The 26,620-nt window shown below is 59.6% G+C and carries 18 protein-coding genes, 1 tRNA gene and 4 rRNA genes; 16 read left to right on the top strand and 7 right to left on the bottom strand.

The genetic code is table 11. The annotated features are described in order from the left end of the window. The first annotated feature begins 181 nt into the window (after positions 1-181). Positions 182-916 (top strand): MBL fold metallo-hydrolase, encoded by a 735-nt coding sequence (locus DV706_RS21355; RefSeq protein ID WP_006065862.1) that lies wholly within the window; start codon positions 182-184, stop codon positions 914-916. A 515-nt stretch (positions 917-1,431) separates the two neighbouring features. Then, on the top strand, positions 1,432-1,773 hold the full coding sequence (locus tag DV706_RS21350; protein WP_049889758.1) for a CBS domain-containing protein: 342 nt from the start codon (positions 1,432-1,434) through the stop codon (positions 1,771-1,773). 45 nt (positions 1,774-1,818) lie between these two features. Here DV706_RS21350 and DV706_RS21345 read toward each other — a convergent pair whose 3' ends face one another. Continuing rightward, on the bottom strand, positions 1,819-2,118 hold the full coding sequence (locus tag DV706_RS21345) for a DUF6360 family protein (protein WP_193787984.1): 300 nt from the start codon (positions 2,116-2,118) through the stop codon (positions 1,819-1,821). A 333-nt stretch (positions 2,119-2,451) separates the two neighbouring features. Here DV706_RS21345 and DV706_RS21340 point away from each other — a divergent pair. The 7 genes from DV706_RS21340 (at position 2,452) to DV706_RS21310 (ending at position 10,194) form a co-directional block, all read left to right on the top strand. Then, positions 2,452-3,926: ribosomal RNA gene (locus DV706_RS21340) — 16S ribosomal RNA — on the top strand. A 152-nt stretch (positions 3,927-4,078) separates the two neighbouring features. Beyond that, positions 4,079-4,150 (top strand) — tRNA-Ala (locus tag DV706_RS21335). 225 nt (positions 4,151-4,375) lie between these two features. Further along, a 23S ribosomal RNA gene (locus DV706_RS21330) occupies positions 4,376-7,293 on the top strand. Between the two features lie 125 nt (positions 7,294-7,418). Next, positions 7,419-7,540 (top strand): 5S ribosomal RNA (rrf, locus tag DV706_RS21325). Positions 7,541-7,614: 74 nt separating this feature from the next. Beyond that, positions 7,615-7,736: ribosomal RNA gene (rrf, locus tag DV706_RS21320) — 5S ribosomal RNA — on the top strand. Together the 16S, 23S and 5S rRNA genes with 1 tRNA gene alongside form the textbook arrangement of a ribosomal RNA operon. Positions 7,737-7,969: 233 nt before the next feature. Further along, on the top strand, positions 7,970-8,284 hold the full coding sequence (locus tag DV706_RS21315) for a hypothetical protein (RefSeq protein WP_006068108.1): 315 nt from the start codon (positions 7,970-7,972) through the stop codon (positions 8,282-8,284). A 134-nt stretch (positions 8,285-8,418) separates the two neighbouring features. Then, positions 8,419-10,194: a nitrite/sulfite reductase gene (locus tag DV706_RS21310; RefSeq protein WP_006068107.1), complete on the top strand. Its 1,776-nt coding sequence runs from the start codon at positions 8,419-8,421 to the stop codon at positions 10,192-10,194. A gap of 142 nt (positions 10,195-10,336) precedes the next feature. Here the strand turns inward: DV706_RS21310 and DV706_RS21305 are convergent, their stop codons facing one another. Next, positions 10,337-11,752 carry a dihydroorotase gene (locus DV706_RS21305; RefSeq protein WP_006068106.1) on the bottom strand — a complete coding sequence of 472 codons (1,416 nt, stop codon included), beginning with the start codon at positions 11,750-11,752 and terminating at the stop codon, positions 10,337-10,339. A 137-nt stretch (positions 11,753-11,889) separates the two neighbouring features. On the opposite strand from DV706_RS21305, the gene DV706_RS21300 reads away from it, so the two are divergent. Continuing rightward, entirely contained in the window at positions 11,890-12,642 is a 753-nt protein-coding gene (locus tag DV706_RS21300; RefSeq protein ID WP_006068105.1) for an SDR family NAD(P)-dependent oxidoreductase, read from the top strand. Positions 12,643-12,650: 8 nt separating this feature from the next. On the opposite strand, the gene DV706_RS21295 is transcribed toward DV706_RS21300, so the two are convergent. Continuing rightward, positions 12,651-13,280, bottom strand: coding sequence for an isochorismatase family protein (locus DV706_RS21295; protein ID WP_049890029.1), 630 nt, complete (start codon positions 13,278-13,280; stop codon positions 12,651-12,653). Between the two features lie 237 nt (positions 13,281-13,517). Between DV706_RS21295 and DV706_RS21290 the strand changes: the two genes are divergently transcribed. The 3 genes from DV706_RS21290 (at position 13,518) to DV706_RS21280 (ending at position 16,637) form a co-directional block, all read left to right on the top strand. Continuing rightward, a complete protein-coding gene (locus tag DV706_RS21290) occupies positions 13,518-14,285 on the top strand; it encodes an IclR family transcriptional regulator (RefSeq protein ID WP_006068103.1) in 768 nt (255 codons plus the stop codon). Positions 14,286-14,364: 79 nt separating this feature from the next. After that, positions 14,365-15,603, top strand: coding sequence for a Zn-dependent hydrolase (locus tag DV706_RS21285; RefSeq protein ID WP_049890016.1), 1,239 nt, complete (start codon positions 14,365-14,367; stop codon positions 15,601-15,603). After that, a complete protein-coding gene (locus tag DV706_RS21280) occupies positions 15,600-16,637 on the top strand; it encodes an LLM class flavin-dependent oxidoreductase (protein ID WP_006068101.1) in 1,038 nt (345 codons plus the stop codon). The genes DV706_RS21285 and DV706_RS21280 overlap by 4 nt, the downstream gene beginning before the upstream one ends. 91 nt (positions 16,638-16,728) lie before the next feature. Here DV706_RS21280 and DV706_RS21275 read toward each other — a convergent pair whose 3' ends face one another. Continuing rightward, the gene (locus tag DV706_RS21275) at positions 16,729-18,210 is read right to left on the bottom strand and encodes a CoA-acylating methylmalonate-semialdehyde dehydrogenase (protein ID WP_006068100.1); all 1,482 of its coding nucleotides are present in this window, start codon (positions 18,208-18,210) and stop codon (positions 16,729-16,731) included. 177 nt (positions 18,211-18,387) lie between these two features. Here DV706_RS21275 and DV706_RS21270 point away from each other — a divergent pair, with 177 nt between their 5' ends. Both DV706_RS21270 and DV706_RS21265 read left to right on the top strand, forming a co-directional pair. Continuing rightward, entirely contained in the window at positions 18,388-19,734 is a 1,347-nt protein-coding gene (locus tag DV706_RS21270; protein ID WP_006068099.1) for an aminotransferase family protein, read from the top strand. A 103-nt stretch (positions 19,735-19,837) separates the two neighbouring features. After that, the gene (locus tag DV706_RS21265; protein WP_006068098.1) at positions 19,838-20,353 is read left to right on the top strand and encodes an Lrp/AsnC family transcriptional regulator; all 516 of its coding nucleotides are present in this window, start codon (positions 19,838-19,840) and stop codon (positions 20,351-20,353) included. Between the two features lie 21 nt (positions 20,354-20,374). Here the strand turns inward: DV706_RS21265 and DV706_RS21260 are convergent, their stop codons facing one another. The 3 genes from DV706_RS21260 to DV706_RS21250 form a co-directional block, all read right to left on the bottom strand. Beyond that, positions 20,375-20,833 carry a GNAT family N-acetyltransferase gene (locus DV706_RS21260; RefSeq protein WP_006068097.1) on the bottom strand — a complete coding sequence of 153 codons (459 nt, stop codon included), beginning with the start codon at positions 20,831-20,833 and terminating at the stop codon, positions 20,375-20,377. 144 nt (positions 20,834-20,977) lie between these two features. Next, positions 20,978-22,951: a hydantoinase B/oxoprolinase family protein gene (locus DV706_RS21255; RefSeq protein ID WP_006068096.1), complete on the bottom strand. Its 1,974-nt coding sequence runs from the start codon at positions 22,949-22,951 to the stop codon at positions 20,978-20,980. A 2-nt stretch (positions 22,952-22,953) separates the two neighbouring features. Beyond that, the gene (locus DV706_RS21250) at positions 22,954-24,978 is read right to left on the bottom strand and encodes a hydantoinase/oxoprolinase family protein (protein ID WP_006068095.1); all 2,025 of its coding nucleotides are present in this window, start codon (positions 24,976-24,978) and stop codon (positions 22,954-22,956) included. A gap of 174 nt (positions 24,979-25,152) precedes the next feature. Between DV706_RS21250 and DV706_RS21245 the strand changes: the two genes are divergently transcribed. Continuing rightward, the gene (locus DV706_RS21245) at positions 25,153-26,586 is read left to right on the top strand and encodes an amidase (protein ID WP_006068094.1); all 1,434 of its coding nucleotides are present in this window, start codon (positions 25,153-25,155) and stop codon (positions 26,584-26,586) included. Positions 26,587-26,620 lie beyond the last annotated feature (34 nt).

The following is a 26,620-nucleotide window of genomic DNA, read 5'->3' as shown; positions in this document are numbered from 1 at the left end:
ATAAATATAACAGTACTCATAGCACTTAGTTTCAGTACCCCTCAAAGCTGGCTAGCTAGAACGTCTGATTGCTGCGAGCGTGCTTAGCAAATACTAACAAGTAGATAGGTAAGCATCTCATGGAAACCACAGAGCACCTCGAAGCAAACCATAATCCATTGCTTCCCGAATGCTTTCTTGTATGTCGACACATTCCGACGCCGCAGTCCGTCTTGTGCGGAACGCCACCGTGATCGTGACCATCGATGAGACAACATTCCTCGTCGATCCACTCTTCGCGTCTCGAGGTGAGCTACCGCCGATCCCGGATACGCCGAACGACCGCAAGAACCCACTTGTCTCGATGCCTGACATCGAACTGTCTTCCGATGCCGTGGTCGTCACCCACCGTCATCCGGACCATTTCGACGAGGCGGCCAAAGAAGCACTCGAAGCCGATACCCCGTTGTTCTGCCAGCTCGAGGAGGTGGATGCCTTCTCCGACGAGGGTTTTACCGACGTGCGATCCGTCGACGACGAAGCCAAGTTCGATGACATCACCATCCACCGGACACCCGGACGCCACGGGCACGGACAGTTAGCGGAGGAGATGGGCCCTGTTTCCGGATTCGTCTTCGAAGGCGACGAGACGCTGTATCTCGCTGGCGACACGGTCTGGTACGATGCGGTCGAACGAACGCTCGAGCAGTTTGAGCCCGATATGGTCATCCTCAACGGCGGCGAGGCACGATTCAATCAAGGCGACCCCATCACGATGGGGGTTGAGGATATCGCCGCTGTCCGCGCTGCCACCGATGCCACAGTTGTCGTCGTCCACATGGAGGCGATCAACCATTGCTTCCTCACACGAGATGAGTTGCGGTCGGTGACGGAGGACGTCCACGTTCCTGAAGACGGGGAACAAGTCACCCTCTGAGATCGGGTAATAGGCGTTGGATGTCGACAACCACCCCAACGGCACCAACGACGACCACAACGACACCGATCACTGTAGCTTGACGGCCCCGTTCTCGATTCCATATGCAACTACTAAGATGCCGGCCACTGCTGAGAGCATCCCGGAACCGGCTGTAAGGAACCATCAGTACTAACAGATAATGAAGGAACGATGAAATCTCACTCAGCGGTATCAATGTGTATTAGAGGCCCAATCGTCGCAGTCACGGACAGTAGTAAGTTGTTGAGGGACACGCCACGTCCGTTGGAGCCCATTCTCTCCTCATCTGTTATTACTTAATCTCTTTAAGATTGAATCAAAACTGCCTGATTGGTCACTATGGTCGAGATATTGGCTATCTTTCTTAATACACGGACAAAAATAGGGTGGCGTCGAGAGGATAGTCCGACCGAGCTGTTCCATTCGGAAAAAACATCACTATGGCTTTCGTATAGGCATGCGTGACTACCACGAACAAAACTGTGGACGACGTGATGTCGACACCGTTAGAGATGATCTCTAAAGATGCAACACTCGAGGAAGCTGCGACACTGATGACTGATCGTGAGATCAGTGCGCTCGTTGTCTCGACTGATCCGGCATCTATCATCACGAGTACTGATATCGTCGCTGCTGCTGCTGATGGACATGCACCAGCTGACCTCTTGGTCTCTGACGTGATGACGAAGTCAGTCGAGACTGTCCCACCAGATCTCTACCTCCAGCAGGTTGCTGCGATGATGACCAATTTCGGTATCAAACACCTTCCAGTTACTGACGGCGACGACTACATTGGTATGGTCTCTTCGACCGACGTTGCCGCCCAACTGTCCTAGCTACTGCCGACTCGGCAGACGAACTCGTTCAGCTGTTGATGGCGCTCAAGCCGTCTTTTCGTCGTCCCCGCTTGCTTCCTCGACCCGCTTCGCGTGTTTCTCGAGATCTGTTGCGATCTCGCGCGCCTGCGCGGGAGTTAGTTGAACTGTTTCCATGTGCGCGGGGAGATGCTCCTCGGTCATGTTGTCGAGTTCGAACTGCAACTCCACATAATCAGGATTCTTCTTCGCTGCTGTTGCGTTCACGACAGCGAATGCTTCCATTTCGAAGTCGTGTCCTTTTGCGACAGCATCGACGAGGTCGAGCGTCGTGTACGCGTTGACTTTCATTAGTCGGTCAGCCATCTATCTGCCGGGCTAGACTGTTCGAACATACTTATATCACTGCTGTAATCGTCTCCGCATAGCTATAGACGAGGGTGGTACACACACTCGTTGAGGGGATCGGTTCGCAGGCCTTATATAGGAACCGGGGATTATGGATTAATACGCAGAAGATGAGGACTCCACACCTGCGGTCCGCCGTATAGATGGGGTCTGATGTTAGCCTTGGTAGTTCGGTGACGCCTGATCGGTCGTCGATCGTGGTCACCGAACGTGGACCCATTTATGTGTGAGTGTGTATTCGAACATTCACCGCCAAATGAACCCTCCCAACAGTGGTTGGGAGTAGATAGCATTCCGGTTGATCCTGCCGGAGGTCATTGCTATTGGAGTCCGATTTAGCCATGCTAGTTGTACGAGTTTGTACTCGTAGCAGATAGCTCAGTAACACGTGGCCAAACTACCCTATGGATCCGGATAACCTCGGGAAACTGAGGCCAATCCGGAATACGATTCCCAAGCTGGAACTGCTGGGAATCCGAAACGCTCAGGCGCCATAGGATGTGGCTGCGGCCGATTAGGTAGACGGTGGGGTAACGGCCCACCGTGCCAATAATCGGTACGGGTTGTGAGAGCAAGAGCCCGGAGACGGTATCTGAGACAAGATACCGGGCCCTACGGGGCGCAGCAGGCGCGAAACCTTTACACTGCACGCCAGTGCGATAAGGGGACTCCGAGTGCGAGGGCATATAGTCCTCGCTTTTCACCACCGTAAGGAGGTGGTAGAATAAGTGCTGGGCAAGACCGGTGCCAGCCGCCGCGGTAATACCGGCAGCACGAGTGATGACCGCTATTATTGGGCCTAAAGCGTCCGTAGCTGGCCGTGCAAGTCTATCGGGAAATCTGTGTGCCTAACACACAGGCGTCCGGTGGAAACTGCTCGGCTTGGGACCGGAAGACCAGAGGGGTACGTCTGGGGTAGGAGTGAAATCCCGTAATCCTGGACGGACCACCGGTGGCGAAAGCGCCTCTGGAAGACGGATCCGACGGTGAGGGACGAAAGCTCGGGTCACGAACCGGATTAGATACCCGGGTAGTCCGAGCTGTAAACGATGTCTGCTAGGTGTGACGCAAACTACGAGTTTGCGTTGTGCCGTAGGGAAGCCGTGAAGCAGACCGCCTGGGAAGTACGTCCGCAAGGATGAAACTTAAAGGAATTGGCGGGGGAGCACTACAACCGGAGGAGCCTGCGGTTTAATTGGACTCAACGCCGGACATCTCACCAGCATCGACAATGTGCAGTGACGGTCAGTGTGATGAGCTTACCTGAGCCATTGAGAGGAGGTGCATGGCCGCCGTCAGCTCGTACCGTGAGGCGTCCTGTTAAGTCAGGCAACGAGCGAGACCCGCATGCCTAATTGCCAGCAGTACCCTTGTGGTAGCTGGGTACATTAGGTAGACTGCCAGTGCCAAACTGGAGGAAGGAACGGGCAACGGTAGGTCAGTATGCCCCGAATGTGCTGGGCGACACGCGGGCTACAATGGCCACGACAGTGGGATGCAACCCCGAAAGGGGACGCTAATCTCCGAAACGTGGTCGTAGTTCGGATTGAGGGCTGAAACTCGCCCTCATGAAGCTGGATTCGGTAGTAATCGCGCCTCAGAAGGGCGCGGTGAATACGTCCCTGCTCCTTGCACACACCGCCCGTCAAAGCACCCGAGTGAGGTCCGGATGAGGCCGCCGCAACGGCGGTCGAATCTGGGCTTCGCAAGGGGGCTTAAGTCGTAACAAGGTAGCCGTAGGGGAATCTGCGGCTGGATCACCTCCACAGACCGGGACTGGGGCGATGCCCCAGCCCAGAAGTCATAGCGCTTTGCGCTACGCGGTTCACGTTCGATTGACCCATCGCTGGGCCGATCGGGCACCTTAGAACTACCGAGGCTAACACGTATATCTCTGTCCGCCCGTCTGGGCGGACGTGGGCCCATAGCTCAGTGGTAGAGTGCCTCCTTTGCAAGGAGGATGCCCAGGGTTCGAATCCCTGTGGGTCCATGACTCGTACCGGTCACAGATCCGTGCCCTTAAGTGGGCGACGGGATTGTGATCGAGTACGACTGAACTGATGCACCACCCCGCGTAAGTGTGGGTGGGAAGGGTCAATGCAGGCCGGCCGTCTACCGGCGTGCAGATGAGACCGTGTGTACGTGTAGTCCAGGCGTCCACTGGACCCGTTCCCGGGTCACTATACGTTGCGACTTTGTCGCAACGCCGATCCGATGAACGTGGCTACTGTGCCAGCTGGTGGATCGCTCGGCTTGAGAGCTGAAGAAGGACGTGCCAAGCTGCGATAAGCCCAAGGGAGCCGCACGGAGGCAAAGAACTTGGGATCTCCGAATGGGAATCCCCACCGCAATTGCTTCGCGCAATGGGGAACGTCGAGAATTGAAACATCTTAGTATCGACAGGAAAAGAAAACGAACGTGATGTCGTTAGTAATGGCGAATGAACGCGACACAGTCCAAACCGAAGCCTTCGGGCAATGTGGTGTTCGGACTGACGATCACTTCTCGAAAGACGACAGGAAGTCTCTTGGAATAGAGCACGAAACAGGGTGACAGTCCCGTAGTGTCGTTGAGTACGGAACGAGTCAGCTCCAGAGTATCGGGGGTTGGATATCCCTCGTGAATATCGCGGGCATCAACCGCGAAGACTAAACACTCCTCAAGACCGATAGCGAACAAGTAGTGTGAACGAACGCTGAAAAGCACCCCACAAAGGGAGGTGCAATAGGGCGTGAACTCAGTTGGCGATAGAGCGACAGGGCACAAAAGGTCCCGTATCAAATGAATCAGGCGCGAGCCTGTAGTAAGCCGTATGGGAAGCCGGTGTTCTGTCGTACGTTTTGAAAAACGAACCAGGGAGTGTGCCTGTTTGACGAGTCTAACCTGATCATCAGGGAAGGCGTAGGGAAACCGATATGACCGCAGTGCTTTGCACCAGGGTCACCGTGTTCAAGCGCGGGGAGTCAAACGGGCACGACCCGAAACCGGACGATCTAGGCGTGGACAAGGTGAAGCGTGCCGAAAGGCACGTGGAGGCCTGTTAGAGTTGGTGTCCTACAATACCCTCTCGTGATCTACGTCTAGGGGTGAAAGGCCCATCGAGTCCGGAAACAGCTGGTTCCAACCGAAACATGTCGAAGCATGACCTCTGCCGAGGTAGTTCGTGGGGTAGAGCAACGGATTGGGGGACCGCACTCCGAGAGGAGTGCGCCCCCCTGTCCAACTCCGAACCTACGAACGCCGTTTGACGCAGGGAGTCCGGTGCGCGGGGTAAGCCTGTGTACCGTGAGGGAGACAACCCAGAGCTGGGTTAAGGTCCCCAAGTGTGGACTAAGTGCGATCGAAGGTGGTCTCAAGCCCTAGACAGCCGGGAGGTGAGCTTAGAAGCAGCTACCCTCTAAGAAAAGCGTAACAGCTTACCGGCCGAGGTTTGAGGCGCCCAAAATGATCGGGGCTCAAGTCCACCACCGAGACCTAGCGGCATCCTTGATCGGATGATCCCGTAGGTTGGCGTTCTGTTCGGGCGGAAGCACGGCCGAGAGGTCGTGTGGACCGTTCAGTAACGAAAATCCTGGTCATAGTAGCAGCGTTAGTCGGGTTAGAACCCCGACGGCCGAACGAGTAAGGGTTCCTCAGCAATGCTGATCAGCTGAGGGTTAGCCGGTCCTAAGTCAGCCCGTAAGTCGAAGCTGACAACAGGGAAATAGGTTAATATTCCTATGCCAGTGTGCACTCAAAGCCAACGCTTTGGGGCCGCCTGAGCTGGGCTTTCGCCCAGTCGAACTGTCAAAGTTCGTGGAAGCCGTAATGGCACGAAGCGAGCGAACGGCAGGATAGCGCAAGTCAGGTCAACCCAGAGCCCGTGAAAAGGCGAGCACACTGTCCGTACCGAGATCCGACACAGGTACTCGTGGCGGCGAAAGCCAAGGTCTGTCGGGAGCAACCGACGTTAGGGAATTCGGCAAGTTAGTCCCGTACGTTCGCAATAAGGGATGCCTGCCTCGCGAAGAGGCAGGTCGCAGTGACTCGGGCGCTCCGACTGTCTAGTAACAACATAGGTGACCGCAAATCCGAAAGGACTCGTACGGTCACTGAATCCTGCCCAGTGCGGGTATCTGAACACCCCTTACAAGGGGACGAAGGACCCGTTAACGGCGGGGGTAACTATGACCCTCTTAAGGTAGCGTAGTACCTTGCCGCTTTAGTAGCGGCTTGCATGAATGGATCAACGAGAGCGCCACTGTCCCAACGTTGGGCCCGGTGAACTGTACGTTCCAGTGCGGAGTCTGGAGACCCCCAAGGGGAAGCGAAGACCCTATAGAGCTTTACTGCAGGCTGTCACTGAGACGTGGTCGCCATTGTGCAGCATAGGTAGGAGCCGTTACACAGGTACCCGCGCTAGCGGGCCACCGAGGCAACATTGAAATACTACCCGATGGTGACTGCGACTCTCACTCCTGGCGGAGGACACTGGTAGCCGGGCAGTTTGACTGGGGCGGTACGCGCTTGAAAAGATATCGAGCGCGCCCCAAGATTTCCTCACTCGGGTCGGAGACCCGAGAAAGAGCGCAAGAGCATAAGGAAGTCTGACAGTGTCCGGCACAACGACGGACGCTGACGCGAAAGCGTGGTCTAGCGAACCAATTAGGCTGCTTGATGCGGCCAATTGCTGACAAAAAAGCTACCTTAGGGATAACAGAGTCGTCACCCGCAAGAGCACATATCGACCGGGTGGCTTGCTACCTCGATGTCGGTTCCCTCCATCCTGCCCGTGCAGAAGCGGGCAAGGGTGAGGTTGTTCGCCTATTAAAGGAGGTCGTGAGCTGGGTTTAGACCGTCGTGAGACAGGTCGGCTGCTATCTATTGGGGGTGTGAGGTATCTGACGGGAACGTTCGTATAGTACGAGAGGAACTACGAATGGGTGCCACTGGTGTACCGGTTGTTCGAAAGAGCACGTGCCGGGCAGCCACGCACCACGGGGTAAGAGCTGAACGCATCTAAGCTCGAAACCCACCTGGAAAAGAGATACCACTGAGGCCACTCGTAGAAGACGAGATCGATAGACTCGGGATGTACGCGCCAAGGCAACGAGGCGTTGAGTCCGCGAGCACTAATCGGCCAAGCCACACATTCATATCACATCGCATTGGATCCGTGACGCGAGAACGGGTCCGGACGCAAACTGGACTACACATACACTCGGTCAGAGAGACCACCGATTACGGTTTGACGACGGTTCGATTCCGTTGATCGGCGTTACGGCGGCCACAGCGGCGGGGTTCCTCCCGTACCCATCCCGAACACGGAAGATAAGCCTGCCTGCGTTCCGGCGAGTACTGGAGTGCGCGAGCCTCTGGGAAATCCGTTTCGCCGCCTCCATTCATATCGCGTGATACCCAGATGGGTATCGACCGACAGTGGGCTGACGGCGGTTCGATTCCGCCGGTCGGCATTACAGCGGCCACAGCGGCGGGGTTCCTCCCGTACCCATCCCGAACACGGAAGATAAGCCCGCCTGCGTTCCGGCGAGTACTGGAGTGCGCGAGCCTCTGGGAAATCCGTTTCGCCGCTTTCATTCATACTTCATTTACCGCAGACAGCTACAGCTGTAGCCGTCTGCGGTTTTTGTATTTATGACAAATGCTAGTCTTATTTTCATATAAGCCATATTCAGCAACGATATCTTCTCAGTACGCGGCCGGTCCATCATCACCATCAAAACAGTGACATAGATTTCCGGATTCTGTCCGAATCGGTAAGCGTTGCACAAGGCGATGGAGGAAGGCTTCTGGCGAGCATACGGCATGTATGCCGATCGCACTGCGAACGTTAGACGACGGTGCGTGGATCAGCGTCAACGATTCTCGCCAGGTGAGCGTAAGCGACGTCTGGACACTTTCTCGAGGGGTGTTTTGTAACTGCGAACCTGCGTACGTTCTTCTCGAGGGGTTTCTTGATGTTCGTGTCGACGGCTCGATCGTGTTTGCAAAGACAGTGGGACAGTGTCTCGAGTGTGGTGAACGGGCGTCGATTGATCGGCTGCCCGTGGGTCGGATCGTCGATGGGGCGTTCAAGCCCTATGATCCCGAAGCGGTCCAGTCGGTGCTCGAGCCGGGGGACTAACATCCCAATAGCCACCGTGGCAAAATCTTCCGGGTGTGACGAATAGCGGGGAGAACTGCCGAGAGAAGTGAGATGCGGGGAGAACTGACGGAAGAGAGAGATGGTTATGGTATCACCGTCATAGGTCGGATAGAATGGTCACCGACGTCGAGAAATGGAAGGACGAACTCTATGGGACTGATATCCGCACGGAGATCGAGCGCTTCGCTGAGGAGGGCTGGGAAGCGATCCCTGACGACGAACAAGACGCGTGGTTCGAGCGGTTCAAATGGTATGGCCTGTATCACCAGCGAGCGGGTCAGGAATCGTATTTCATGATGCGAATCGGGCCGCCGGGTGGCGTGCTCGAGCCGGGACAGTTCCGACAGCTCGTCGAAATCGCGGACGACTTCTCACGCGGGCCGGCCGAGAATCCTGAGTTCGGGAACGGCTGGATCGACGTGACGACGAGACAGGCAATTCAGCTCCATTGGATTCGACTCGAGGATGTCCCCGAGATCTTCGATCGACTCGAGGAGGTTGGTCTCTCGACGGTGCAGGCCTGTGGTGACTCGTGGCGGAACATCGTGGGCTGTCCGGTTGCTGGCAAGGACAAACACGAGCATGTCGATGCGGATGCCCTTGCGACTGAGCTTCATGACACGTTCAAGCGAAATGAGGCGCATTCGAACCTCCCACGGAAGTGGAAGGTGGCGGTGACGGGGTGTGACGAAGGCTGTGGACAGGGTGATATCAACGATCTGGCGTTCGAGCCCGCCGAGAAGGTGATTGATGGGGAGTTGGTAACGGGATACAACATCCGCGTCGGCGGCGGGCTCTCGCGTAACGAACCGCGTTTCGCTCGGAACATCGATGTCTTTGCGACGCCAGAACAGGCTGTCGAGGTTGCAGGCGGTATCTCGGCGCTGTTCCGCGACTATGGTGACCGCGAAAATCGCTACAACGCTCGCATGAAGTTCCTCGTCGATGAGTGGGGGCCAGAGAAGGTCCGAGAGGCGCTCCAAGATGAGTACATCGACTTCGAACTCGAGACGGCTGGAGAGGATCTCCGGGAGTCCTACTCCTACAATGCAGGGGAGGCTGACGGGAAACACGACCACGTTGGTGTCCACGAGCAGGTCGATGGAAACTACTACGTCGGCTTAAACGTCCTCGTTGGACGGATTGGTGTCGACGACGCCTACGACCTCGCTGACGCAGCGGAGACGTACGGCTCGGGCGAAGTGCGACTCACGCAGCGCCAGAACATCATCTTCACTGATGTCCCTGCAGAGAACCTCGACGACTTGCGTGCGGAGTCGGTGCTCGACGACTACAGTCCCGACCCGAATCCGTTCCAGCGCGGTTCGATTGCCTGTACGGGAACCGAGTTCTGTTCGCTGTCGATCGTGGAGACGAAAAATCGGCAGGTTCGATTCGGCCGGTGGCTCACGGAGAATGTCACCCTCCCTGCGGGTGTCGAGAACTTCCATATCCATCTCTCGGGCTGTACGGCCTCGTGTGCCCAGCCACAGATCGCCGACGTCTCCCTCCGTGGGATGAAAACGCGCAAGGACGGCGAGCCGGTCGAAGCACTCGATATCGGACTTGGTGGTGGGCTCGGGGAGAACCCGCAGTTTGCTTCCTGGGTCGCTGAACGCATCCCGGCGGACGAAGTCCCCGGAGCGATTGCGAACTTGATCGAGAACTTCGCCGAGGCTCGCGATGGCGAAGAGAGCTTCCGTGAGTTCGTTGCTGCTCGAGACGACGACGAACTCGCCGAGCTGATCGAACCCGAGGAGACGGCCTATGACGATCCGTACATGCACAATACGAAGCGAACGTGGTATCCATACGCCGAAGACGACGGCCTCGATGAGAGTCCGGCACCTTCACGGGCAGACGGAACGCCGATCTCGTCCGACGACTAGTCGCGAAAGGACTCACGCGTAACGCGTGGCGGCTACTGTTGCCGGTAGTTTCTGCCCAGAGTCGACTTCAACTCTTGGCACCAGTACTGGTGTGTCTCGAGATGAGGTTTCCAAGCTGGCTTTCGGTCGGCTTCGAACTGGTTCACTCGGTCACTGGGACGCCGTCTTCGTAGCGTGGCAGGTACGATCCGATCCCGCCTTCGGTGAGTACGTCGTTGTCCTCGACGACGAGTTCGCCACCTTTGATCGTGTGTGTCGGCGCGCCGGTGAGTTCGCGGCCGAACGCCGAACACCAGCGGTTGTCCAGTCCGTAGAGGTAGTCCTCATCGACGGTGAACTCCTTTTTGAGGTCGACGATGACGGCGTCGGCGTCTGCCCCTTCGACGAGTGCGCCTTTCCGTGGATAGATGCCGAACCGTTTCGCGTTGTTCGTCGAGCAAACCTCGACCATCCGCTCCATCGAGATCCGATTTTTGTTCACGCCTTCGCTAAGCATGAGCGGGAGGAACGTCTGCAGACCTTGATCGCCCGGCGGTGCCTCCCAGACGCTGCCGTCGCGAGGGCCTTTGAACTCGAGTTGGTACGGGCAGTGGTCGGTGCCGACGTGATCGAACGTGCCGTTTCGGAGGGCCTTCCAGAGCGCCTCCTGATCCTTTTTGTACCCGATTGGGGGCGAAATCTTCCCCCAGAGGCCGACGTCCTCGTCTTCGCAGTGGTTGGCGAGGAAACTCGGCAGGGTTTCACCGTGGATGCTGACGCCGCGCTCGTTGTACCGGCCGAGGGCGTCGACGGTTTCTTCCATGCTGTTGTGGACGACGTACGTCGTCGCGCCGGTGTGTTCGGTGAGCATGCCGATCTGTTCGATCTGCATCGCCTGACTGATCCCCGGTGAGGCGTCGGCCCATGCGCTGAGGTCGTCCCGGCCCTCCGCTTTGATCTCCTCGACTTTCACCGGCCCGAGATCGTCGTTTTCGGCGTGGAACATGACGACTGCGTTCTCCATCTCGGCTGTCTTTTTCAAGACGGTGTAGACGCGCCCGGCGTCGGAGTGACCGATTCCCAACTCCGGAGCCGATGTCTTGTACATGTTGAAAAACAGCTTGAACGACCGGATCCCTTCCGCAGCGAGATCGTCGATTTCGTCGACGTGGTGGTCCTGATGAACGATTGCGTGGAATCCGAAGTCGATGTAGGACTCCTGTTCGCCGGTGTCGACGAAGAAGTCCATATCGGGTACGTACGGCTCCTCCTGAAGGAGGAACGTAAAGAACGACGTCACACCGCCGGCGAGACAGGCTTTTGTCTCGGTCTCCATGTCGAGTTCGTACTGGGTGTGATAGTCATGCTCGTATCGGGAGATGCCCATGTGGTTGTGTGGACAGATGATTCCCGGGATGAGGTAGTTCCCCTCGGCGTCGATCGTCTGTTCGGCCTCAGGAAGTGAACTGTTCGACCCGACTGCAGTAATTTTCCCGTCACTTGCAGCTATTCCGCCGGTTATGGTTCCGGATGGCGTTACGACACGTGCGTTAACAACTCTAATGCTATGCTCTGCCATACTCACTACAGAGAGCGAGTAGGGGCTTAACTGTAAAGGAAAAATTCAAAAATATGATATTGGCGCACGAGCGGTTCTGAACCACTACATCTTCCATCGACGTAAACAGTTATACGGTTCGTGTGGGACTGTTTTGCATGGGTCGATTAGACGGTAGACAGGCGCTCGTTACGGGTGCGAGCAAAGGTATCGGTCGCGGTATCGCCGAGGGACTGGCTGCGGAGGGAGCGACCGTCGGCGTCAACTATCCACCACAGGAGGAGCCGACACACGCCAACGATGTCGTTGAGACGATCGAAGCGAACGGTGGAAACGCACGAACGTTCGAAGCCGACGTCAGCGACGCGGCCGCCGTCGAATCGATGGTCGACGCGTTCGAAGCTGCGTTTGGAACGATCGATGTCCTCGTCAACAACGCGGGGATTCTGACACAGTCTCCGCTTGCGGAGATGCCAGTCGAGATGTGGGACGAAACGATTGCCGTGGACTTGCGCGGGACGTTTCTTCCGACTCGGTTTGCCCTCCCGGGAATGCTCGAGTCGGGCAGCGGCTCGATCATCAACGTTGCTTCACAGCTCGGGATCGTCGGTGGTGAGGAGTTGGTTCACTACTCGGCCGCCAAAGGTGGCGTGATCGCGATGACTCGAGCGCTTGCCCGCGAGGTGTCGCCGACGGTCCGGGTCAACGCCGTTGCACCGGGGCCGGTCCAGACCGAGCTGTTGGATGACATCAGCGAGGAGTGGCGCGAGGCGAAAGCGGCACAGCTTCCGATGGATCGACTCGGCGAGGTCGAGGACATCGTCCCAACGGTCGTCTTCCTCGCCTCCGACGAGAGCAGCTATTATACGGGACAGACGCTCAGCCCCGACGGCGGGGACGCGATGCACTAGCTCGGTTTTCAGGCGTCGCGAAGATACTCACACACCTCGTCAACTGGTTTAACGTCGCCGTATTTCGCGTGGATATCGAAGAGATTCGCCGCGTGTGGCTCCTCGAGCCGATCACCGACGCTCTCCTCGGGAACTATCACGCGAAAGCCGTGAGCACAGCCGTCGACGGCCGTGGCGCGGATGCAGCCACTGGTCGTACAGCCGGCGACGACGAGCGTATCGACGCCCCACGCGGACAGCATCGAGTGGAGTTCGGTTTCGTGAAACGCGCTCGCCTGTCGTTTGTCCAGTCGGTGATCGTCGGCCCGAAGCTCGAGTCGGTCGTCGAATGCGACCCACTCGGAGCCTGCAGCCAGTATCTCGAGTGTGGGGATCTTCTCTACCCACGTCCCGAGATCGGCTGCCTCCGGATGGGTGGTGATGACGCGGGTCGCGACGACGGGGCAGTCGGCCTCGTGGGCAGCCTCGAGGAGCGCGTTCGTTCGCTCGACGACGGCTGTGAGGTCGCCGCCGATCGGACACGACGGATCGGTGAACCCCTGTTGCAGATCGACGACGATCAGTGCGGGCGTGTCGCCGTAGCCGATTTCATTGTCCAGTCCTGCACGATCGTAAACGTCTGGTGTCTCAGCTGGCATGGTTGGGTGGTCCATCGCGGACGAGTTGCGCGTCGGTTCGCCCGTGTGGATACCACGACGTCGCTCGAGAGCGGCAAAAAGATTCGCGTTGGTGGGACCGACGAAACCGGTGGATCGTCCAACTCGGTGTGTACTGGTCGCCGTGAATTCTGCTCTAGTTATATAAGGAAATCCCCAATATCATCGACTTGAACAGCGAAACGGTCATTTAGGTATAGTGGTATTGTATAACATAACATGGCAAGCGTCGAACCAGGTTCGTCAGTAAAGTCCGTTGATCGGCTGTTCGAGATCATCCACGTTCTGGACGAACTCAACGGCGCACGCGTGACCGAAGTTGCGACGCGACTCGATATGCCAAAAAGCACCGTTCATGACCATCTGTCGACGATGCACCAGCACGAGTACGTCGTCAAAGAGGGAAACGAGTACTATCTCAGTCTCCAGTTTCTCAGACTCGGCGAGCACGCCAGATGGCGAAAGGAGGCGTATCGACTCACCTACGACAAAGTGAGCCGACTGGCCGAACGGACCGGCGAACGCGCGCAGTTCATCATCGAAGAACACGGGAAGGGAGTCTACGTTCACCGCGAGACGGGTGAGTATGGCGTGAAAACGAATTCGGATATCGGCGAACGCGTCCCTCTCCATGCGACTGCCGCAGGAAAGGCGATTCTCAGCGCGCTTCCCGTGCCGTACATGGAAGCGTTGCTCGCGGAACTTGAACTCGAGCAGTTCACCGAGTATACAGTCACGGACGTCGACGAGCTACGGACGGAACTGGAGGTTGCGCGGGAACAGAACTACGTATTCAACGAGGAGGAGTATACGAAGGGGTTGACCGCCGTCGGCGTGCCGGTACTGGAACAGTCGGGAGCGGTGCTCGGTGCAATCAGCCTCTCGGGGCCGACGTATCGAATGCAGGGCGACTGGTTCACTGAAGAAGTGCCGTCGATGCTGTTGGGTACGGTCAACGAACTCGAACTCGATATTACGTTTTCGTAGCGACGACGTTTCCGTTCGTCATGAATGTGCGTGTTGTTTTCACACAAAGGCTTATCTGTAACTCCCGAGAGGTAGCTGTATGCCCATTTCGTTACAGCGAGAGCGCTTTGTATCGACAATGAAAGAGCAAGCCGAGATCGGCGCGACTGATGACGGTGGCTTACACAGGCTCGCACTCTCGGACGAGGACAAGGAGATTCGTGATTGGTTCGCCGACCAGATGATTACAGCGGGGCTGACAGTCCGTGTCGACGAGTTCGGAAACATGTTCGGACGCCGTGCGGGGACCGATCCTGATGCGAAGCCGGTGTTAGTCGGCTCCCATCTCGACTCGCAGCCCTACGGCGGTATCTACGACGGTGCACTCGGCGTCATCGCAGCCCTGGAGTTGATCCGGACGCTCAACGACAACGAGATCGAGACCACCCACCCCATCGAGATCGTCAACTGGACCAACGAGGAAGGGTCGCGGTTCCAGCCCGCAATGCAGGGCAGCGGCGTCTGGGCCGGCGCACACGACCTCGAGGAAGAGTACGCCAAGACCGACGTCGACGGCGACGTCTTCGAAGACGAACTCGAGCGCATCGGCTACAAAGGCGAGGAACCCTGCGAGCCGCCCGAGGAGTACGAGGCGTATCTCGAACTCCACGTCGAGCAGGGGCCGTATCTCGAAGAAAACGAGAAAGACGTCGGCGTCGTCACGGGGATCGTTGGCTTCACGTGGGGTGCGATCACGTTCTACGGCGAAGCCGACCACTCCGGGCCGACGCCGATGCATTACCGACAGGACGCGCTGGTCGCGGCTGCCGACGTCATCAGCCAGATCCGGCGTATTCCAAGCACGCTCGGCGAGCGCACCGTCGGCACCACGGGGTATATCGACGCCAAGCCGAACTCGATCAACATCATCCCCGAGGAAGTCACGTTCACGTGGGGGTTCCGTGATCCCTCCGACGACGTGATCGAGGAGGCTCGTCGGCGCGTCCTCGAGGAGGCAGAGTGGGCCGCCGAGCGGGAGGGCCTCGAGTGGGAGTACGAAGACCGAATGCGCGCCCCGGCGGTCCAGTTCGCCGACGGGTGTGTCGATGCGGTCCAGACGGCTGCGGACGACCTTGGGTACGATAGCATGCAAATCTTCAGCGGCGCGGGACACGACGCAACACATATGCACAGCATCTGCGATACGGGAATGGTGTTCGCGGTGAGCGAGAACGGCAAGAGCCACAACGAGTCGGAGTACACGAGTTGGGACGACTGTTATGCGGCGGCGTCGACGATTGCGAACGCTGCGGTTGACCTCGCCGGGGGTGCGAAATGAGCGATCCGACGTTCGATCGACTCGGCATCTGGAACTGGGAGAGCGAGAACGTCGCCGACGAGATCGAGTACGCAAAGTACGCCGAATCGAAGGGGTTCGACTCGGTCTGGCAGGGTGAGTCGCGACTGGTTCGCGACGCCATGACGATCATGGGGGCGTACACGCAGGTGACTGACTCGGTCAAGTTCGGGCCGGGCGTGACCAACTGCTACACGCGAAACGTCGCCCTGATGGCCCAGACGTTCTCGACGCTTCATGAACTGTCCGGCGGCCGGGCGATGCTCGGCATCGGCGCGTGGTGGGATCCGCTTGCGAGCAAAGTGGGTATCGACCGCCAGAACCCGCTTCGCTACATGTGGGAGTACTGTACCGTGCTCAGGAAGCTACTCGACCTCGAGACTGTTACCTACGACGGACAGTACATCCAGGTCGAGGATATCGAACTCGATCTGGTGCGAGCCAACGCCGAGCCACGGACGGTGCCGATCTACATCGGTGCGACCGGGCTAACGATGAACAAGATGTCCGGCGAACTGGTCGGTAACGGCACCATCGACGGTGTGTACATGAACTACCTGATCCCGCCGTCACACAACGAACGGGCGATGGAGAAGCTCACCGAGGGGGTCGAGAAACAGGGTGGGACGATCGACGACGTCGACCGCCCACAGCTTATCGCGGTCTCGATGGACGAGGACGCAGATGTCGCCATCGACAACGCTCGCGGGCTGGTCACTCAGTACATCGGCCAACAGCCCCACATCACGAAAGCGTCGGGGATCGACCCCGAAGTGGGCGAACAGGTCGGCGAGGAACTCGGTGGCTGGCCCGCTTCGGCCGAGGATATCGAGCGCGCCAGCCGACTGGTGCCCGACGAGGTCGTCACGAACATCGTCGCCGCTGGCACACCTGAGGATTGTGTCCAGAAAGTCGCCGACTACTGTGAGGCCGGCTGTACCGAACCGTCGCTGTACTCACTCGGTCCGAACGTCAAGGAAGTGATCGACGTCTTCGCCGAGTTCAAAGCCGAGTAGCTCGAGCGGTCGGCTTTTTTGAATACGAGTACGACGCTTTAGTCCGTCGAAGACACGATTCTCGCCCGAGACAGCTATCGGCCAGCCGGTATCAGTTATCCGGCCAGCGCTCGATGTAGACGTTCTTGTCCGTGTAGAAGTGGATCATGTCCTCCCCTTGGGCGTGGAGGTCGCCGAAAAACGAGTCCCGTTGGCCACCGAAGTGGAAGAAGGCCATCGGGGCAGAGGTGCCCACGTTGACGCCGAGGTTCCCCACGTCGGCGCGGTGGCGGAACTTGCGGGCGTCGAGGCCGCTGCCCGTGAAGAGACTCGCCGCGTTGCCGAACTTGCTCTGGTTCAACACCTCGAGTGCCTCGTCCATGTCCTCGACAGCCATCAGTCCGAGCACCGGGCCGAAGATCTCTTCTCGAGTGATGACCATGTCAGTCGTCAGGCCGCCGAACACGGTGGGCGCGAGGAAATTGCCGTCCTCGTAGCCCTCAACGGTGACGTCCCGACCATCGAGGAGGAGTTCGGCACCCTCGCTGACGCCGGTTTCGATGAAGTTGCGGACGTTCTGCTCGTGTTCTGGCGTGATGAGCGCGCCGATGTCGACGCCCTCATCGAGCCCGTAGCCAACCGTCTGGGCTTCGGCTTTCTCGAGTACCAGTTCCTCGAACTCGTCGTAGACGCTCTCCTCGACGACGACGACGTCGTTGGCGAGACACCGTTCGCCGGCACAGGCACACGCCGACGCGATCGTCTTTTCGGCAGCGAACTCGAGGTCCGCGGTTTCGGTGACGATTATGTGGTTTTTCGCGCCTCCCTGAGCCTGAACGCGTTTGCCGTGTGCAGCAGCGGTCTCGTAGACGTGTTTTGCGACTGGGGTGCTGCCGACGAAGGAGATGCCAGCGATGTCCTCGTGCTCGAGCAACGCCGTTACCGTGTCGACGCTCCCGTTGACAAACTGGACGACACCGTCGGGGAAGCCAGCCTCGTCGATGAGTTCGAACATGCGCTGGGCCACCAGCGGATCGCGTTCGCTCGGCTTCAGAATGAAGCTGTTACCGGTTGCGACGGCGTATGGCAGGAACCACAGCGGGATCATGCCCGGGAAGTTGAACGGGGTGATGGCTGCGAAGACGCCGAGTGGTTTGCGGACGGCGCTCTCATCGATCCCGGGAGCCGCGTTCAGCAGGGATCCACTCTGCATCATCGACGGGATGCCACAGGCGACTTCGACGTTCTCGATCCCGCGACGGAGCTCCCCACGGGCTTCCGCCAGGGTCTTTCCGTGTTCTTCGACGAGGATTTCGGCCAGTTCGTCCTGGTGGTCCTCGAGCAGTCCTTTCAGCGCAAACAGCGGCTGGATTCGCTCTTCGACGGGCGTCGTCGACCACTCTTCGAACGCCTCGAGACCGGTTGCGACGGCGTCGTCGACGTCCGATTCGGTGCTGAACGGGACGAACGCGAGTTCCTCGCCGGTCGCTGGATTGATGACCTGTTGTCCGTCGCTGCCGTCTGGACGTGTCCACGTGCCGCCGACGTAGTTCTGTACGTCTCCCGTCTCCGAGAGTGATTCTAGCTCAACCATGGGGTCGGATACCACGACTAGTGAAATAACTCTTCGGGATTCATTCTACGCTGTTCTGCTATATTCAAAAACTACTGAAAACGGTTTCATAGATGCGACACTCATTGAACAACAGTCTACTGAGGTGAGGTTTTGATAAAGATTAATGCAGTATGAGAGACAACGTGGAGCATATCAATGTCAGATACACAATCATCCGACGATGCGCTCCCAGAGGGCGCAACCGAGACTGAACGGCTCGATAAACAGTACGTGTTCGGGACCTGGTCCTACCAGAGCGAGGTTTCCCCGACGGAGGTAACCGGTGGCTCGGGTGTTCGATTCACTACTGCAGACGGCAGTGAGTACATCGATTTCTCGGGCCAGCTCATGTGCTCGAACCTCGGCCACTCCGCGGATACTGTCGCTGACGCGATGGCCGAACAGGCCCGCGAGGGCGCATACTTCGCCCCAGGATTTACGACCGAACCGCGGGCGAAACTCGGCGAAAAACTCGCGGAGGTAACGCCAGGGAACCTCTCGAGGACGTTCTTCTCGACCAGTGGGACGGAGGCCGTCGAGGCCGCGATCAAGATCGCCCGCATGTACACGGGCAAACAGAAGATCATCTCACGGTACCGCTCCTATCACGGCGCCACCGCCGGCTCGATCAGTGTCACGGGCGACCCGCGTCGGCTGATGTCCGAACCCGGCGTCCCCGGTTCGATCAAAGCCCCCGACCCGTACGCCTACGGCTCGACGCTCGAGCCAATGGAGAGTCTCGAGTACATCGACGAGATGCTGATGCTCGAGGGCGACACCGTCGCGGCGGTGCTTGTCGAACCCGTCGTCGGCTCGAACGGCATTCTCGCCCCGCCGAAGGAGTATCTCCCCCGACTCAAAGAGATCGCCCACGACCACGGCGCGTTGCTCATCTGCGACGAGGTGATGAGCGGCTTCGGTCGCACTGGCGAGTGGTTCGGCTGTGACGTTTTCGACGTGACACCCGACATTATGTCGATGGCAAAAGGGCTCAGCGGGGCCTATGCGCCGCTCGGTGCGACGATCGTCACCGACGAGATCGCCACCCACTTCGAAGACGAGATGTTCTGTCACGGCCATACCTACGCGGGTCACCCGGTCGCCTGTGCTGCTGGCCTCGCTGCAGTCACCAGCTATCAGGACCAGGATCTGATCTCACACGCCAACCGTGTCGGGGAGTATCTCGGGGAGCGCCTCGAGGAACTCGCGGCAAAGCATCCAAGCGTCGGCGAGACGCGCGGTGTCGGCCTCTTCCGCGGCGTCGAGTTGACGAAAGATCCCGACGAGCGTGTTCCGTTCGGCCACCGTTCCGATAAGATCTCGATGGGGTCGACTGTCGTCGACGAGGTCAGCGCCGCCGCGTGGGAGGAGGGCGTCTACGTCGGCAACATGATCAACACGCTCATCATCGCGCCGCCGCTGCCGATCACCGAAGACGATGTCGACGAGGCCGTCGCAGCCCTCGACGTCGCACTCGAGGTCTCCGATGCGGCCATGGACTGACCGAGACAGTCCGCTCGAGTGAGCGTGTTCGTTGCGACTCAGACGTGGCGAGGCATCCGGACTCGAATCGCGCATTTAACTGTCCCCCGACGAACTGACTGCTATGGAACCCAACGACCGGCCGGCCATCGATGAAACGGATATTGCGATTCTCGAGCGCGTCGAGCGCGATGCCGATGTCAATCTCGCTGAGCTAGCAGCGGACCTCGAGCTGTCGAAATCGGCGGTTCACTATCGGCTGAACAAGCTCAAAGACGCTGAGGTCATCACCTCGGTGTCGGCGGATATCGACCCGCTTGCGCTCGGACTCAATATGGTGGTTATTACAGAGGTGTCGGTGGCCCACGAGAGTGGGTACGCCGAGGATATCGGTCGTTCGCTCACCGAGATCGACGGCGTGTTTCAGGTGTACTATACGATGGGTGACGTCGACTTTGTCGTCCACTCCCGGGTCCAGGACCGCGAGCAAATGAACGACCTTATCGACGAGATCGTGACGATCGATGGCGTCAACGAGACCGCGTCGACGTTTGTGATGAAAGAACTCCAGACCAGTGCGCGGACAGTCGCCAACATGTCCGAGGAAATGACCGAGAACGTTGTCGACGGATCCAACTGACTGTCTCCGCAGAAGCGTCGACTACTCGCCTGCTTCGCTGTCGTCGCCCGTGAGCTCGTATTTAAACGAGTAGCAGTACTTGTCGTAGCCGAGTGCGTCGGTGTAGAATCGGTGTGCATCGTCACGCCAGAGTCCTGACTCGAGTTCGACTGCCTCACAGCCTTCCGTCGCTGCCCAGTCGTGGACAAACGAGAGGAGCTGTTCGCCGAACCCCTCCGAGCGCCGGGATTCAGTCGTCACGAGGTCGTAGACGTAGGCGTGTTTGCCCAGATAGAAGTTGGTCGAGATGGTGACGCCAGCGACGGCGACGAGTTCGTCATCGTCGTAGAGGCCGAACAGTCGATACCCTTCCTCGTGCATCTGCTCGTACAGTTCGAAAAACAGGTCTTCGTCCAGATGTGTCCGCAGTTCGTTGAGGATCGGAAACCCTGCGTGCAGGTCGTCCTCGGTCGATAGCTGTTTGATGGTGGTGGTGGTCATCTGTGTCTCGCCTCGAGTCTCTGCCGCGGCTGACTGACCGCTACTGAGTCGGCGTCGGCAGGCGATCGATGGCAGTGTGGTTGAGACAGTCTATCATAAAAAATATTTCGTCGCGGTATCGACAGGACGGACAGTGGCGCCGTCTCAGCGCCACTCGGCCACGGCCCGCCGCTCGAGCATCTCGCGGAACTGGGCCGTCGTTCGCTCGAGGAGTTCGCCTGTCTCCCACTCGAGGATCACGCCGTACTGTCGGACGAGATCCAGCTGGTCGAGTTCGCCTGCGCGGTACCGTTCGGCGACCGACTCGGGGTCTTCCTCGAGCCAGCCCTCGCGGTGCTCGCGGATGTGGTCGCGTTTTGCCGCCGTCGCTTCGTAATCGATCTCGTACTCGCACAGATCTGGATCGATCGCGTCGATCACCACACCGTAATCTTTCGCTGCGCGTTCGATCGAGACGTAGTCGTCGATGACGTCCTCGCGGACCGCGTCGGGGTCGCGCTCGAGCGGATCGCCAAAGCCGCCACCGCCGGAGGACGGTCGGGTGAACTGATCGCCAGTCTCGATTGGCCTGTTCGAGAACACGGTCCCGAGGTCTTTGGGATCCCCGTCTGCACGCGTGAGGGTAACGCCATGGGGCACGCCCGGGAGCCCGCCGTCCAACCCCCAGGTGACCGAGTACGCCCGGTCGGAACAGTAGGAGATGACGCTGTTTTCACACTCGAGCAAACGTCCGCCTTTCTCGACGCCACAGCCACCCCGGAACTCTCCGGGGCCGGCCGAATCCGTGACAATCGAGTGCCGGCTCGTCAACAGTGGCGTGTCCCGCTCTTGACCCTCAAGCGACTGGACGGCCAGTCCGGCCCCGAAGACGGGCGCGGTCGCGTTCGCCCCGTCTAACCCGTCGCGGCCGCCCCAGCCGCCGGCCATCCAGTCGTACCACATGAACTCCTCGCCGTCCCGGTCTGGGCGACGATCCGTCCCCCCCGAGAGCAGATACTCGAGGTTGAACGCACAGGCCATCGCCCGTTCCGGAAGCACCTCCGACCACATCTCGAAAATGGCGTTCATCACCTTCTCGTACGCCCCCGCGACCGACCCGGTGACGGGGACTGGCTCGGGAGCGTTGACGACGGTGCCTTCGGGAAGCGTCGCGTCGACGACTCGGTACATCCCCGAGTTGAGCGGCACGTCCGGGAAGAACATCTTCGTCCCGGCGATCACCGCGGAAAACGACGTCCCGTACGTGGAGTTCAGGAAGTTACCGATGTATTCGTCCGACCCTGAGAGATCGTAGTGGACCTCGTCGTCGTCGATCGTCATCTCGACGTCGATCGTGACGAACCCTTCCTCTTTCGCCGGGTCGCCGTCGATGTAGTCCTGCGTTCGCCACGTGCCGTCTGGCAGGTCCCGGATCCGTTCGCGCATGATCCGTTCGACGTAGTCTTTCGACTCGTCGAACGCCGTTTTCACGGTGTCGATGCCGTACTTGTCGACGAGTTCGAGCAGGCGCTCTTCGGCGATTCTGGTCGCTTCGGTCTGGGCGCGCAGGTCGCCCATGCGGTCTTCCGAGAGGCGCATGTTCGTCACTAACAGGTTGGCGACGTCGTCCTGGAACTCGCCGCGGTCCCAGATTTTCAGCGGTGGAATCCGGAGGCCCTCGGCGAAGTGGCTGTTCGCCTCGATGTTGAACGAGCCCGGCGACGGCCCGCCGACGTCGGCCCAGTGGCCGTTCGATTGCGTGACGGCGATCAGTTCGTCGTCGTAGAACACCGGCCGCATGATCCGGACGTCGTTGATGTGTGTTGCCCCCAGATACGGGTCGTTGACGATGTAGACGTCTCCGGGATTGATGTTGCCCTCGAAGTACTCGAGCGTCTCCTTGCAGGTGTAATGAAGCGTGCCGACGTGGACGGCGATGTCCTGTGAGCCCTGCATTACCGTGTTCCCCTCCGCGTCGTTCAGGCAGTTGCTGAAGTCGCGGTTGTAGATCACGAACGAGTAACACGTTCGCTGAATCTGTTCGGCCATCCGGTCGACGAGGTTCGTAAACGAACTCCGCAGGACCTCGAACGTGACCGGATCGAGGTCGATATCGCTGTGTGCATCAGTCTGTGACATGGTTAGATTTCGATGATCAGGTTCCCCGTCTGTTCGACTTCCACGCTGGCCTCGGGGGGAACGACCACGGTGGAGTCCATCTGTTCGACGATCGCGGGGCCGCTGAACGTCGCCCCTGCGCCCAGTTGCTCGCGCTGGTAGAGATCCGTCTCGACGAACCCACCCGCATCCTCGAAGTAGACCTCTCGAGTGCCGAGGTGGGCGTCTTCAACGCTACCCGACTCGATCTCTGGGAACGACGGTTTTTCGACGACGCCCCGCCCAGTCACGCGAATCCCGTAGATTTCAACGGTCGCATCGCGATCCGAGTAGGCGTAGACGCGCTCGTGTTCTTCGTGGAACCGTTCGCGGATCTCGTCGACGCTCTCGATCGGCAGCGAACAGGGCACGGCCAGCGACCGCCACTGGCCAGCATAGCGCATCTTTATCTCGTGCTCGAGGCGGATCTGGTCGTCTTCGATCTCCTCGGCACGCAGTCGCTCGAGGATCTCCGACTCGACCTCGGCGAGCGTCGCCTCTAAGTCGTCGGCGATCGCCTCGGTCGCGTTCGCGACGAACGTCTTCGAGAGGTCGTGTTCGACGTCGACGAGCAGACAGCCCAGCGCGGAGTTGATCCCGGGGTACGGCGGGACGATGACGTTCGGAATACTCATCTCGCGGGCGACGTGGGCCGCGTGCATCGGCCCGGCGCCGCCGAAGGCGACGATCGCGAAGTCACGGGGGTCGTACCCCTTGCTCGTCGAGACGAGCCTGACGGCGTTGCACATGTTCGCGATGGCGATCTGCTCGATCGCGGAGGCCGCTTCGGTCGTGTCGAGACCGAGTGGCTCGGCGATGTCGCGTTCGATTACCTCTCGAGACGGACCGGCGGTCGCGTCCATATCGCCGCCGAGGAACTTGTCGGGATCGACCCAGCCTAGCAACACGTTCGCGTCGGTGATCGTCGGCTTGTCTCCACCACGCATGTAGCAGGCAGGACCGGGGTCTGCCCCCTGACTGCGCGGTCCGACACGGAGCGAGCCACCCTCGTCGATCCAGGCAACCGAGCCGCCGCCGGCGCCAATCGTCTTGATGTCCGTCGAGGGGAACATAATCGGATAGCCGTACTCGACGGCCCACTCGTCGGTCATTTCGATGTCGCCGCCGTAGGTGAGCGAGACGTCGACGCTGGTGCCGCCCATGTCGAAGCCGATCGCGTTGTCGAACCCGCACTGTTCGGCGATGTACTGACCGGCGATCGCCCCTGCCGTCGGGCCGGAGTTTGCGATCCGGGCCGCGTAGTAGGCGATCGCTTCGGTGGTCATCATTCCCCCGCCGGAGTGCATCGCGAGGACGTCGTTTTCGTAGCCCCGGGACTCGAGTTGGTCTGCGAGATCGGTCAGATACTCCTTGACAACCGGCACCAGCGCTGCGTTGACGATCGTCGTGCTCGTCCGCTCGTGTTCGAACATCTCGGGGAGGATCTCGTGTGAGCAACAGACGAACGCGTCGGGGTGTTCGTCCTCGACGATCTCTTGGACGCGCCGTTCGTGGTCGCCGTTGACGTAGGCGTTGATCAGCGAGATCGCGATCGTGTCGATGCCCCGCTTTTTGAACACCTCCACGACTTCCCGAACGTCGTCTTCGTTCAGCGGCGTGACGACCTCTCCGTTGTAATCGATTCGTTCGGTTACCTCGAGGCGATCACGCCGTGTCACGTAGGGGTCTGCGACGTCGGTGTAGGCGTCCCAGACGTCTTCTTTGGTCGCATCCCGAATCTCGTGGACGTCGCGAAAGCCCGCGGTCGTGAGCAGCCCCGTTCGCGGCAGGTCGCGTTCGATCAGGGCGTTGGTCCCGACCGTCGACCCGTGCGAGAAGAAGTCCAGATCGCTGATCGCCGTCTCTGCTTTCGTCAGCCCGTTGATCACCCCCTCCGCGGAGTTGTCCGGCGTGGACGGTGTTTTCGTAATTTCGATACGTCCAGTCTCTTCATCGAAGATGATCAGGTCGGTAAACGTCCCACCGATATCGATACCCGCTCGAGTCATGGTACCATCTCACGCTGTAGAACACGGATGGAGTATATAACGTTTTAGTCGCCGGAACTGCTGTCGATACGACTAAGCACATTGGCTGTCATTCGAACGCATGATACGACGCGTCAGCGATAGCACCCAGTCTCGACAGCGCCGAACCCGACGACACGACCGAGGCGACCGCCGATGACCGACGCCGACCTCGCCGAGATGCGGACCCAGGCCGAACGGCTCGGTTTCAATCTCTCCGAATCGCTGCTCGAGGAGATCCTCGAGACGGCGACGGCTGGTGACTCGGAAGCGACGGAGACGGCGACACCATCGGCCGAGGGTGTGGGCCACCGCGCTGACGACGACGAAAACGCCCTGCTCGCCGTCTTCGACGAACCGCGCGTGCGTACCGATTCGGGGCCACTTGCGGGGACGACGCTCGCGGTCAAAGACAACATCGCCGTCGCCGACCTCGAGATGACCTGTGGCTCGAGGGCGTACTCCGTCGTTCCCTCGGAGACGGCCCCGTCGGTCGATCGGCTCCTCGAGGCGGGCATCGGACTCGTCGGCAAGGCCAACATGGAGCCGTTCGCGATGGGGCCAACTGGGGAGTTCAGCGACTTCGGCCACGTCACGAACCCGGTCGATCCCGACATCGTCGCCGGCGGCTCCTCGAGTGGCAGCGCTGCGGCCGTCGCAGCCGGCACCGTCGACGTCGCACTCGGAACCGACACGGGCGGCAGCGTCCGCATTCCGGCGGCCTGCTGTGGCATCGTCGGCGTCAAGCCATCACATCGACTCGTCCCGCGGAACGGGTTCGTCGACTTCGCGCCCTCGTTAGATACGATCGGCCCATTGGCCCGCGACGTCCCGACAGCGACGCGTGCGATTGCGGCCATGGCCGGTCCGGACCCCCGCGATCCAACATCGGCTGATCGTTCGCTCGAGTTCGAGACACTCGACGATTTAGACGACGCCGACGGGCTGACCGTCGGCATCCCGGAGACGCCGTTCGAGCGATCCTCGGACGAGGTCGCCGACGCCGTTCGGACGGTCACCGACCGGCTCTCGACGCTCGGTATCGAGACCGTCCCCGTCGAACTGGATCTCGGCGACACCGAAGCGGCCTACCTGAACATCGGCGCGGCGGAGTTCTCGTGGCTCGTCTCCGGTAACGGCGTCACCAGAGGGCAAGGAACGGGCTACGACGAAGAACTGCGGCAGGCGTTCGCGGCTGCCCGCGAGGACGGCCTCGGCGAGCACGTCGCGAGACGCATTCTGCCGCCCGCCTTCCTCGATATGACCAGCGGTGGGGCAACGTACGCCGCTGCTCGAGCCGAGGGCATCGAGTTTATGACCCGACTCAAGGCGGCGTTCGACGCCGTCGACGCGCTCGTTATGCCGACGCTTCGCGTTCGGCCGCCGGCCGTCGAGACGGTCACGACGCGTGCGGACCTCATTCCGGTCCTCGGCAACACGGCCCCGTTCAACATCGCCGGCACGCCAGCTGTCACCGTGCCCGTGACGTCGCTCGACGGGCTGCCGGTGAGTGCACAGGCAGTCGCCCCGCAGTTCGAGGACGGACTGGCACTTCGCGTGGCACATGCCCTCGAGCGGGTTGCTGACTGAGGTGGTTCGTCGCTCCGTCGCTCGAGCGCTCCAC

This window comes from Natronorubrum bangense, assembly GCF_004799645.1.
Taxonomy (GTDB): Archaea; Halobacteriota; Halobacteria; order Halobacteriales; family Natrialbaceae; genus Natronorubrum; species Natronorubrum bangense.
Note: the sequence above shows the minus strand (reverse complement) of the source record. Positions and strands in the feature narration are given on the sequence as shown.

Bases quoted from the DNA above. Each gene is read 5' to 3' on its own strand.
- DV706_RS21355 (WP_006065862.1), top strand. From the start codon at position 182: ATGTCGACACATTCCGACGCCGCAGTCCGTCTTGTGCGGAACGCCACC.
- DV706_RS21350 (WP_049889758.1), top strand. From the start codon at position 1,432: ATGTCGACACCGTTAGAGATGATCTCTAAAGATGCAACACTCGAGGAA.
- DV706_RS21345 (WP_193787984.1), bottom strand. From the start codon at position 2,118: ATGGCTGACCGACTAATGAAAGTCAACGCGTACACGACGCTCGACCTC.
- DV706_RS21315 (WP_006068108.1), top strand. From the start codon at position 7,970: ATGCCGATCGCACTGCGAACGTTAGACGACGGTGCGTGGATCAGCGTC.
- DV706_RS21310 (WP_006068107.1), top strand. From the start codon at position 8,419: ATGGTCACCGACGTCGAGAAATGGAAGGACGAACTCTATGGGACTGAT.
- DV706_RS21305 (WP_006068106.1), bottom strand. From the start codon at position 11,752: ATGGCAGAGCATAGCATTAGAGTTGTTAACGCACGTGTCGTAACGCCA.
- DV706_RS21300 (WP_006068105.1), top strand. From the start codon at position 11,890: ATGGGTCGATTAGACGGTAGACAGGCGCTCGTTACGGGTGCGAGCAAA.
- DV706_RS21295 (WP_049890029.1), bottom strand. From the start codon at position 13,280: ATGCCAGCTGAGACACCAGACGTTTACGATCGTGCAGGACTGGACAAT.
- DV706_RS21290 (WP_006068103.1), top strand. From the start codon at position 13,518: ATGGCAAGCGTCGAACCAGGTTCGTCAGTAAAGTCCGTTGATCGGCTG.
- DV706_RS21285 (WP_049890016.1), top strand. From the start codon at position 14,365: ATGCCCATTTCGTTACAGCGAGAGCGCTTTGTATCGACAATGAAAGAG.
- DV706_RS21280 (WP_006068101.1), top strand. From the start codon at position 15,600: ATGAGCGATCCGACGTTCGATCGACTCGGCATCTGGAACTGGGAGAGC.
- DV706_RS21275 (WP_006068100.1), bottom strand. From the start codon at position 18,210: ATGGTTGAGCTAGAATCACTCTCGGAGACGGGAGACGTACAGAACTAC.
- DV706_RS21270 (WP_006068099.1), top strand. From the start codon at position 18,388: ATGTCAGATACACAATCATCCGACGATGCGCTCCCAGAGGGCGCAACC.
- DV706_RS21265 (WP_006068098.1), top strand. From the start codon at position 19,838: ATGGAACCCAACGACCGGCCGGCCATCGATGAAACGGATATTGCGATT.
- DV706_RS21260 (WP_006068097.1), bottom strand. From the start codon at position 20,833: ATGACCACCACCACCATCAAACAGCTATCGACCGAGGACGACCTGCAC.
- DV706_RS21255 (WP_006068096.1), bottom strand. From the start codon at position 22,951: ATGTCACAGACTGATGCACACAGCGATATCGACCTCGATCCGGTCACG.
- DV706_RS21250 (WP_006068095.1), bottom strand. From the start codon at position 24,978: ATGACTCGAGCGGGTATCGATATCGGTGGGACGTTTACCGACCTGATC.
- DV706_RS21245 (WP_006068094.1), top strand. From the start codon at position 25,153: ATGACCGACGCCGACCTCGCCGAGATGCGGACCCAGGCCGAACGGCTC.